The organism is Rahnella sp. NRRL B-41462 (assembly GCF_003263525.1).
GTDB lineage: Bacteria > Pseudomonadota > Gammaproteobacteria > Enterobacterales > Enterobacteriaceae > Rahnella > Rahnella aceris.
In genome coordinates, this window is the sequence record NZ_JYDF01000103.1 from 36039 (window position 1) to 45137 (window position 9099).

The window sequence follows — 9099 nt, forward strand, 5'->3', positions numbered from 1 at the left end:
AAGACTGGGAAGACGAACGATGAAAAAGATAATCTTGGGCGTTTTGATGGCCGTTGCAGGAATGAGTGGTCTGAGCCAGGTTGCACAGGCCGATGAGCCTGAAGTGAGAACGGCAACGGTAACACCCTGTTCCACGGCCACAAAAGATGAAGTGGCAGCACTGGTTAAACGTGATTTCCTGCAAAACCGTATTCCGCGCTGGGATGCAGATAAAAAAGTGCTCGGCACTTCTACACCGGTCGCGTGGGTGGTGACTGACAGCATCAGCGGCAATAACGCCAGATGGAATATCCCGCTAAAAGTGCGCGGTGATCACACTGATAAAACCTATCAGGTGACCCTCAACTGCCAGATCGGCGAAATCAGCTACAGCACGCCGGTATAGCCTTTCTGCACTTCCGATTGCGTCCGTTATTTCTTAGCGGACGCATTATTTCCCTGCATTGACGTCTCTTGGTTTCCCTGCCTAAACCTGTCACTCTTGTCACACCGCAAAGAGGACAAAGAGATCCCGAGATGATGACACCTCCAAAGGCTGAAAAACGCCCGCAAACCCTGAGCGTACACGGCGATGACCGCGTCGATAACTATTACTGGCTGCGTGATGATGACCGCGCCGATCCTCAGGTTCTGGCGTATCTGAGCGCTGAAAACCAATATACCGAACAGGCCATGCAACCGCATCAGGCGCTGCGTGAAACCCTGTATGGCGAAATGGTTGCGCGTATTGCGCAACAGGATCATTCCGTTCCCTACGTGAAACATGGCTATCGTTATCAGACCCGCTATGAACCGGGCAACGAATACGCCCTTTATCTGCGTCAGCCCGCAGCGGAACATGAAAACTGGAGCACGCTGATTGATGGCAATGAACGTGCCAGAGACAGCGAATTTTACACGCTGGGCGGTCTGGATATCAGCCCTGATAACAAACTGATGGCCGTGGCGGAAGACTTTCTTTCGCGCCGTCAGTACGACATCCGCATCAAAAAAACTTGATGACGAAACCTGGACTGACGATCTGCTGAAAAACACCTCCGGCAGCAGCGAATGGGCGAACGATTCTCAGACACTGTATTACGTGCGCAAACACAAGAAAACGTTGCTGCCGTATCAGGTTTATCGCCACGTGGTCGGCACTGATCCTAAGACCGACACGCTGGTGTATGAAGAGAAAGACGACACGTTTTACGTCGGGCTGGATAAAACCACGTCTGAAAAATACATTCTGATCCACCTCGACAGCACCACGACTTCCGAGATCCTGCTGCTGGATGCCGATGATCCGCAGGCAAAACCGCAGGTGTTTCTCTCACGCCGTAAAGATCATGAATACGCTCTCGATCATTACCTCGGGCATTTCTACATCCGCTCCAATAAAGATGGCAAAAACTTCGGACTTTATAAGAGTGCAGATGGCGTGGAAGCAAACTGGCAGACGCTGATTGCGCCGCGTATTGAAGTGATGCTTGAAGGCTTCAGCCTGTTCCGTGACTGGCTGGTGGTGGAAGAACGTCATCAGGGGCTGACGCAATTGCGTCAGATCCACTGGAAAACTGGCGAGGAAAAATCGCTGGCGTTTGACGATCCGACCTATACCACCTGGCTGGCGTACAACCCGGAGCCGGACACCTCATTGCTGCGTTATGGTTATTCTTCCATGACCATGCCGAGCTCGCTGTTTGAACTCGATCTGGATACGCATGACCGTACGCTGCTCAAGCAGCAGGAAGTGAAAGATTTTGATGCGGCAAATTACCGCAGCGAACGTGTCTGGGTCACGGCACGTGACGGCGTGAAAGTCCCGGTGTCACTGGTGTATCGCCGCGAACTGTTTAAGCCGAATGAAAATCCGTTACTGGTTTACGGTTACGGTTCCTATGGCAGCAGTATGGATCCGGCGTTCAGTGGCAGCCGTCTGAGTTTACTAGACAGAGGATTTGTTTTCGTACTGGCGCACATCCGCGGTGGCGCTGAGTTGGGCCAGCAATGGTATGACGATGGCAAACTGTTCAACAAACTCAACACTTTCCATGACTTCATTGATGTGACCAAAGAACTGGTTGCTGAAGGCTACGGTGACGCCGGGCAGGTTTACGCCATGGGCGGCAGTGCAGGCGGTTTGCTGATGGGCGCAATTATTAATCAGGCGCCAGAATTGTATCGCGGCATTGTGGCACAGGTGCCGTTCGTTGACGTGGTGACCACCATGCTTGATGAATCCATTCCACTGACCACCGGTGAATATGACGAGTGGGGCAACCCGAACGACAAAGCGTATTATGACTATATGCTGCAATACAGCCCATATGATCAGGTTCGCGCGCAGGCCTATCCGCATATGCTGGTCACCACCGGACTGCATGATTCGCAGGTGCAATACTGGGAGCCGGCAAAATGGGTGGCAAAATTACGCGAGCTTAAAACCGATGATAACCAGTTGCTGATGCATACCGATATGGATTCCGGGCACGGCGGTAAATCCGGACGCTTCAAAGCCTACGAAGATATCGCGCTGGAATATGCCTTTGTGCTGGCGCTGGCAGCGAAGCACTAAATATCACACCTTTCCCCTAAATAATTCGGGTTGCAGCCAATGCCACTGCAGCGCGAAGTAGGACGGGGAGAATAAAAAAAACCCGCTCTCGGCGGGTTTATTCTACGAAGTCCATTGTCAGGCAGAAGCTTTCTTGGCTTTTTTCTCAGCCTTTTTTTCGGCCGGAGTTTTCAGTGGTTTTTTCTTCGCATTCTTTTTGCTATCCATTCCTTTACTCATATTTGCCTCTCTTAAAGCTGGTGGATTGGGTTGCTCTGCTATTTACTGCTTAATTCGCTCCGGTTGCAAGTGTCTTCGCAGGTTTTTCTTCACTCTTTGCACGGCCGCTTTAAGGCGGGCCGGGCGTGCCTGAAAGTGAAATTGCGCGATAAGTATGCGAACGGCATGCAAAATAACGATTTTTGCTTATAACACCTTGTGGCGGGCTAGCCGATGCGCTGTTATGAAGATGTAAGCACATCAATCAATACACTGGCCGAATAGAACAGGAAATGTCATGCCAAAATTTAAAGGGTTATATCCGCCACGGGAAGCCTATGCCTGCGGCATGCTTGATACCGGCGATGGTCACCAAATTTACTGGGAACGCAGCGGAAACCCGGCAGGCAAGCCAGCAGTATTTCTCCACGGCGGACCCGGCGGCGGCTGCTCATCGGTACACCGTCAGTTGTTTGATCCCAATGATTATGACGTCATGCTGTTTGACCAGCGTGGCTGCGGACGCTCAAAACCTCACGCCAGTCTCGAAAACAATACAACCTGGCATCTGGTCGAGGATATCGAGCGTTTGCGCAAAATGGCCGGTGTCGACAAATGGCTGGTGTTCGGCGGCTCGTGGGGTTCAACACTGGCGCTGGCGTATGCCGAGACGCATCCTGAACATGTCAGCGAGATGGTGCTGCGCGGAATCTTCACGCTGCGTAAGCAGGAACTGTCCTGGTATTATCAGGACGGCGCGTCCCGCTTCTTCCCGGAAAAGTGGCAACGTATTTTGTCGATTCTGTCGGATGAAGAGCGTAAAGACGTGATTGCTTCTTACCGGGCCCGTCTGACATCCTGCGATCGCGCTGTGCAGCTTGAGGCTGCTAAAATCTGGAGCCTGTGGGAAGGGGAGACCGTGACACTGTTGCCTGCGGAAGGTTCGGCATCCTTTGGTGAGGACAATTTTGCGCTGGCGTTTGCCCGTATAGAAAACCACTATTTTACACATCTGGGTTTTCTGGAAAGTGACGACCAGTTGTTGAAAAATGTCACACGTATTCGCCACATTCCGGCCGTCATTGTGCATGGCCGTTATGATATGGCCTGCCAGGTGCAAAATGCCTGGGATCTGGCGCAGGCATGGCCGGAAGCGGAGTTGCACATCATTGAAGGGGCAGGGCATTCGTTCGACGAGCCTGGCATTCTCGATCAACTGATCCGCACCAACCAGCGTTTCGCCGCCCGGCGCTAATGTTGCCTGCTACTCCCGTTTACTTTTGCTTCGGCTCATAAGGTAAGCGGGAGAACTTATGTGATTCCCCGCGATAGAACATCACCCGCTCACGAAAATAGGTGCGCAGATGCGCAGGCTGCTCGCGTTCCGCCATCTCAGCGACAACCGGCATGTTGTAGCGTTCTTTAAAGGCCACCGCTGAGGCCGCAAGATCGACATTGATACGATCCATTTCTTCTTTGCTGATTTCAGCCAGATTGATGCTCATAACTGCTTCCCGATGATCCGTTTTACCACATTGTACCCGAGGCAGGCGCCAGCGTGAATGTTGCGATTTGGCTTTTATGTTCCTGTGCCCGGCAAAGAATGCGGATAATTATCAGGAGTAAATAAGAACCATTCACAAATCAGAAGTGATAATTATATTCAACAAGGCGACGTTAATTAATATCGTAAATAAGAATGATTCCTTTTAATAGGGAATTACATGTTAATGATTATCATTGTTGAATATTTATTTCTTTATAAAATGATTTAAAATCAATTGTTTAAAATTAATTGTTATTGCTGTGCATATTAATGTGAATAAGGTGTATTTATTTTGTGTTGATGCGGGCATAATGCAGATAAATAAATCAGCCCACCTGACTTAATTCAATTTATGGAGCCGTATCGTGCTTAAAAAAGAAATGATTGATCAGCTTAATGAACAGCTGAACCTCGAGTTTTATTCTGCCAATTTATATTTGCAGATGAGTGCATGGTGCAGCGACAAAGGCTACGAAGGTGCCGCCGCTTTCCTTAAACAGCATTCAATGGAAGAAATGGACCATATGCATCGCCTGTTCAAATACGTCAGCGATACGGGTGCTCTGCCTTTGCTGGGCGCAATTGCCGCTCCGCCGGTGGCTTTTGAATCCCTGACTGATCTGTTCAAACAGACTTACGAGCATGAACAGCTGATCACCCAGAAAATCAACGAACTGGCTGATCTGTCTATGACGCTGAAAGATTACTCTTCTTTCAACTTCCTGCAGTGGTACGTTTCTGAACAGCATGAAGAAGAGACGTTGTTCAAATCAGTCCTTGATAAACTGGCGCTGGTCAGCAACACCGGTAACGGCCTGTTCTTCGTGGATAAAGATCTCAAAAATATGGTGACGCAAACTCCGGCAGGCTAATTTCCCGCCAGAGGTGTTCACAAAAACGCAGAGTGCTTCCGCCTCTGCGTTTTTTTATGCCTTTTTGGCAAACGTTTTGTGGCGGTTTGCGCTAAAGTGACGGCGTTATAAATTCATCGTTAAGCAAGCCAAGGAATTATCGTGTTCAAAAAAACCACTTCTCTTTGCCGTGCCTTGGCAGTCTCAGCCGTTCTGCTGAGCGGATTTATCTCACAGCAGGCTTCTGCTCACGCCCATCTGAAAACAGAAACCCCGGCGGCGGATTCGGTGTTAACCGTCAGCCCGACTGAACTGTCTCTCGGCTTCAGTGAAGGGATCGAGCCTGATTTCAGTAAAATTACCCTGACGGATGCCAGCCAGAAAACAGTGAAAACCGGCAAAATGACGCTGGCAGCGAATGACAACACTCAGGCCGTTCTGCCACTTTCCGATGCGTTGAGCGCGGGGAAATACATTGTTTCGTGGAACGTTGTCTCCGTTGATGGTCACAAAACGCACGGTCAGTACAGTTTCACCGTTAAATAAGCGATGAGTCTGACTGCACTGTTTGTTCTGTGCCGCTTCATGCATTTTGCTTCGCTGATGCAAATCTTCGGTCTGAGCGTTTTCTGCTCGTTGCTGACGCCTGCAGGTTTCTCGGCCGTGTTGTTGCGCAAAAACCAGACCCTGATGATCTGCTCCGCCCTGGTTGCGGCGGTCACTTCGGTCGGTATGCTGGCGATTCAGGCTGCGCTGATGGGCAACGGCTGGAGTGATGCGCTGAATCTGAATGTCTGGCTGCTGGTTTTAACCACTGCATTTGGTGAAGTCTGGCGCTGGCATTTATTACTGACGGCCGCGCTGTTGCTGGTGCTTTTGATGGACTGGCTGCCCGCGCGGAATATGCTGGTCTTCCTGTGCTCATGCGGTTTACTGATGAGTCAGGCGTTGGTCGGCCATGCTGCGATGCATGAAGGTCTGCCCGGGCTGGTACAGCGGACAAATCATGTGGTGCACCTGCTCAGCGCGGCCTACTGGTTCGGGTGTTTGCTGCCGTTGCTGATCTGTATGGGGTATACCCGACAGCCTTCGGCAAGACCTTATGCTATTGCCACACTTATCCGTTTTTCGCTCTGGGGACATGCCGCCGTCGCGCTGGTGATCCTCACCGGTATCATCAACACGACCATTATTTTACAGCGCTGGCCAACGGATATGACGTCGCTTTACCAGTGTCTGCTGGTGGTCAAAGTGATCATGGTAGGAATGATGGTGGCTGTCGCTGTGTTTAACCGCTACCGGCTGGTGCCCTTAATGGGTAAAGAGCCAGACAGGGCACAACACTATTTTATCATGATGACCTGGCTCGAATGGGGGCTGGCGCTGGGTGTGTTACTGCTGGTGAGTGTGTTTGCCACACTGGCACCGCGCTGAACGGGTTATCTGAATAAGTACCAGGAAATTTAATATCACCGAGGAAAAATTATGAGGAAAACACTGCTAGCTTGTGTGCTGCTGACCTTATCTGCCAGCAGCTTTGCGGCACCCCAGTTGGAAACGATCAGCCGTCTGCAATACGGCAAAGCCTGGGCCTTTACCCGTGAAGAAGTCATGCTGCAATGCCGCCCCGGTAATGCGCTGTATGTGATTAACGACAGCACGCTGGCGCAATATCCTCTCAATGACGTGGCGAAAGAGCAGGTAAAAAACCATCAGGTTCAGGCTGTGCCACTGGAGAAAGTCTGGCTGGACGACCCGCAGAACCCAGGGCAAAAAATGAGTCTGGCCCCTTTTATTGCCAAAGCTCAGTCGCTTTGCTGAACCGCCGTGCCGACGATAACTGACTGATGTAAATCCCATGTTTTGCGTATGTTGTCACACAATGAAAATAATACATCATTGTTATTATCACTATGTTTCAAACTGGGTGGAAAATAGTCATCTGTCGTCTACTCTTTAAGTTGTACGGCTTAACCGCCTGCATTAATGCCAACTTTTAGCGCACGGCTCTCTCCCAAGAGCCATTTCCCTAGACCGAATATAGGAATCGTATTCGGTCTTTTTTTTGAACATTTCTTAAATCAATAACTTACCGTTAAAACAATCACTTAAACCACTTCCTGTTACCTTCAATGCTGCTCATTTGGACTTTCTGCCGCCACTTTGTCGCCATCCATTTGAGCCAGCGGATTCAGGTGAATAGCGTCTTCCAGGTGATCGGGAGCGAAGTGCGCGTAGCGCATCGTGATGCGGATATCTGAGTGTCAGAGGATGCGTTGCAGCACGATGATATTGCCCATGCTGTTCGCTGGCGGCCATGAGTCGCAGGATTTGTTCCTGGGTCAGCCATGCCATTTCACGTTCCGGTTGATCAAACTCGCGGATATTTTCGGGAGGGGTTGATTGAGTCAGTCGTATACATGCAAGGGTGCAACCGATGGGTTTGTCTAAGCAAATATCTTTTGGAAAGGTTGCGGCGCAAACGGTGAAATTTTTATGCCAGGTTGTTAAGATTAGTCTTAACAGTTTGCTTTCACTATAAGGACTTAATGATGAAGTTTGTTCTGGGATTTGCTGCTTTAGTGCTTCCGTTTGCCGTGAGTGCTGCATTTGTCAACCCTATGGAATTCGATGGTTCCGAAGCGCAAAAACAAGAAGTAATTGAATACATCAAGGCGAGGGTGAAGGCTGATTACTGTGATGGTGCCGTTAATATGTGCCAGCCAACAACGCTTCGTATGATGGAAAAGCAAAATCTGACCGCTTTTAAAAATCTGACCAAAGCCAAAAATAAAGAAATATTAGATAAGGTTATCGGGGATTATTGTGAAGGTGCGGTTAATATGTGCACTTACGCGACTCTGGATATGATGTACAAACAAAATCTGAAAGCCAGCGGTGAGCAACTTAGCTGGTGATCCTGAATGTTAAAAAACCCGCCATTGGCGGGTTTCTTGTTTTAATGCATCTGCAAAGATTGTTGCTGATATTTATCCGGATGAAACTGAACAGCATGAACGGTGCCAGGTTCAACAATGATGTCCGCAATGGACTCATGCGTTTTGAACGTACAACTGCAATTAATGTTCTGACACTGGTGATAGCGTTCTTTGGTATTGATGCTCAGATAACGGCTTGAACGGGCGTGTGCTCGTGCTGACATTTCGTGCAGTGCATCATAATAATCACGATGTAATCATTTTTAATCAGATTTGATCATTGTGTTTTATGATGAAAAACAGACATGTGAAATTACAGTGATTTACATTGCAACGTAATAATAACAATCCTATAAATAATAACTCTGCTTATTGAATTGGATGTTTTATGACTGTTCTGATTAAAAAATTACTTCCTTCAGAGTGGGAAAGCGCATTCCCGATCATTGCTCAGCTAAGAAATATCACCAAAGACGAATTTTTAAAAAGCGTAAGAGTTCAGACTCTGAATGGGTATGAGCTTGTTGCTGCTGTTCTCGAAGAAAGAATTATCGGTGTGATGGGCATAAGGCCTGTACACACGCTGGCACGGGGTTCTCACCTGCATATTGATGATCTGGTCGTTGATGAACATGAGCGCCATTCGGGAACGGGTAGGTTACTTCTTGATTTCGCTGTCAGTGAGGCTAAAAGCAGGGAGATGAATTTTGTTTTTCTTGATGCAAGGAAAGAAGCAATTCCCTTCTATGAAAGAAATGATTTCATTTTCCACACTTCACCTTCAATGAAAAAAATCCTTTAATTTGCCCTATCCGCAGGCATGTTCAATCCCTGGTCTTACAATGGAATTGAACATACCTGATTGCTCTAACACTCCAGATTCTACGTCGTCACAAATCCACTGCCGCCCAGACTGTGCGTTACCTTGCTGATTATCCACGGCTGCGCGTCGATCACTGACTTAAAGCCCGACACTGTCACCGGCGTCTCAGGAAATAAATCAGCCCG

At 48.9% G+C, this 9099-nt stretch carries 9 protein-coding genes and 4 pseudogenes; 9 read left to right on the top strand and 4 right to left on the bottom strand.

Going from position 1 to position 9099, the window contains the following annotated elements:
- Window positions 1-19 precede the first annotated feature (19 nt).
- The 3 genes and pseudogenes from yebF (at window position 20) to pip (ending at window position 4010) form a co-directional block, all read left to right on the top strand.
- Window positions 20-385 carry a protein YebF gene (gene yebF, locus UC14_RS21920; protein ID WP_112152152.1) on the top strand — a complete coding sequence of 122 codons (366 nt, stop codon included), beginning with the start codon at window positions 20-22 and terminating at the stop codon, window positions 383-385.
- Between the two features lie 131 nt (window positions 386-516).
- Window positions 517-2557 (top strand): annotated as a pseudogene (locus UC14_RS21925) (S9 family peptidase).
- A 496-nt stretch (window positions 2558-3053) separates the two neighbouring features.
- The gene (gene pip / locus UC14_RS21930; protein ID WP_112198428.1) at window positions 3054-4010 is read left to right on the top strand and encodes a prolyl aminopeptidase; all 957 of its coding nucleotides are present in this window, start codon (window positions 3054-3056) and stop codon (window positions 4008-4010) included.
- Window positions 4011-4029: 19 nt separating this feature from the next.
- Here the strand turns inward: pip and UC14_RS21935 are convergent, their stop codons facing one another.
- A complete protein-coding gene (locus UC14_RS21935; protein ID WP_013576177.1) occupies window positions 4030-4260 on the bottom strand; it encodes a DNA polymerase III subunit theta in 231 nt (76 codons plus the stop codon).
- Between the two features lie 406 nt (window positions 4261-4666).
- Here UC14_RS21935 and ftnA point away from each other — a divergent pair, with 406 nt between their 5' ends.
- The 4 genes from ftnA (at window position 4667) to UC14_RS21955 (ending at window position 6973) form a co-directional block, all read left to right on the top strand.
- Window positions 4667-5173: a non-heme ferritin gene (gene ftnA / locus UC14_RS21940; protein WP_013576176.1), complete on the top strand. Its 507-nt coding sequence runs from the start codon at window positions 4667-4669 to the stop codon at window positions 5171-5173.
- 138 nt (window positions 5174-5311) lie between these two features.
- On the top strand, window positions 5312-5698 hold the full coding sequence (copC, locus tag UC14_RS21945) for a copper homeostasis periplasmic binding protein CopC (protein WP_369794827.1): 387 nt from the start codon (window positions 5312-5314) through the stop codon (window positions 5696-5698).
- Between the two features lie 3 nt (window positions 5699-5701).
- Complete coding sequence (gene copD, locus UC14_RS21950) at window positions 5702-6586, top strand: copper homeostasis membrane protein CopD (RefSeq protein WP_112198429.1); 885 nt, start codon at window positions 5702-5704, stop codon at window positions 6584-6586.
- 51 nt (window positions 6587-6637) lie between these two features.
- Window positions 6638-6973 (top strand): YebY family protein, encoded by a 336-nt coding sequence (locus tag UC14_RS21955; protein ID WP_112198430.1) that lies wholly within the window; start codon window positions 6638-6640, stop codon window positions 6971-6973.
- Window positions 6974-7281: 308 nt separating this feature from the next.
- Here the strand turns inward: UC14_RS21955 and UC14_RS21960 are convergent.
- Window positions 7282-7449, bottom strand: a pseudogene (locus tag UC14_RS21960) (integrase); the annotation flags it as partial.
- Between the two features lie 252 nt (window positions 7450-7701).
- Here UC14_RS21960 and UC14_RS21965 point away from each other — a divergent pair.
- Window positions 7702-8070, top strand: coding sequence for a hypothetical protein (locus tag UC14_RS21965; RefSeq protein WP_223510347.1), 369 nt, complete (start codon window positions 7702-7704; stop codon window positions 8068-8070).
- A gap of 41 nt (window positions 8071-8111) precedes the next feature.
- Here the strand turns inward: UC14_RS21965 and UC14_RS21970 are convergent.
- Window positions 8112-8332, bottom strand: a pseudogene (locus UC14_RS21970) (DNA-binding transcriptional regulator).
- 147 nt (window positions 8333-8479) lie between these two features.
- Here UC14_RS21970 and UC14_RS21975 point away from each other — a divergent pair.
- Window positions 8480-8893 (top strand): GNAT family N-acetyltransferase, encoded by a 414-nt coding sequence (locus UC14_RS21975; protein ID WP_112152157.1) that lies wholly within the window; start codon window positions 8480-8482, stop codon window positions 8891-8893.
- Between the two features lie 80 nt (window positions 8894-8973).
- Here the strand turns inward: UC14_RS21975 and UC14_RS27170 are convergent.
- Window positions 8974-9099 (bottom strand): annotated as a pseudogene (locus UC14_RS27170) (phage late control D family protein); the annotation flags it as partial.

Bases quoted from the DNA above. Each gene is read 5' to 3' on its own strand.
- yebF (WP_112152152.1), top strand. From the start codon at position 20: ATGAAAAAGATAATCTTGGGCGTTTTGATGGCCGTTGCAGGAATGAGT.
- pip (WP_112198428.1), top strand. From the start codon at position 3,054: ATGCCAAAATTTAAAGGGTTATATCCGCCACGGGAAGCCTATGCCTGC.
- UC14_RS21935 (WP_013576177.1), bottom strand. From the start codon at position 4,260: ATGAGCATCAATCTGGCTGAAATCAGCAAAGAAGAAATGGATCGTATC.
- copD (WP_112198429.1), top strand. From the start codon at position 5,702: ATGAGTCTGACTGCACTGTTTGTTCTGTGCCGCTTCATGCATTTTGCT.
- UC14_RS21955 (WP_112198430.1), top strand. From the start codon at position 6,638: ATGAGGAAAACACTGCTAGCTTGTGTGCTGCTGACCTTATCTGCCAGC.
- UC14_RS21965 (WP_223510347.1), top strand. From the start codon at position 7,702: ATGATGAAGTTTGTTCTGGGATTTGCTGCTTTAGTGCTTCCGTTTGCC.
- UC14_RS21975 (WP_112152157.1), top strand. From the start codon at position 8,480: ATGACTGTTCTGATTAAAAAATTACTTCCTTCAGAGTGGGAAAGCGCA.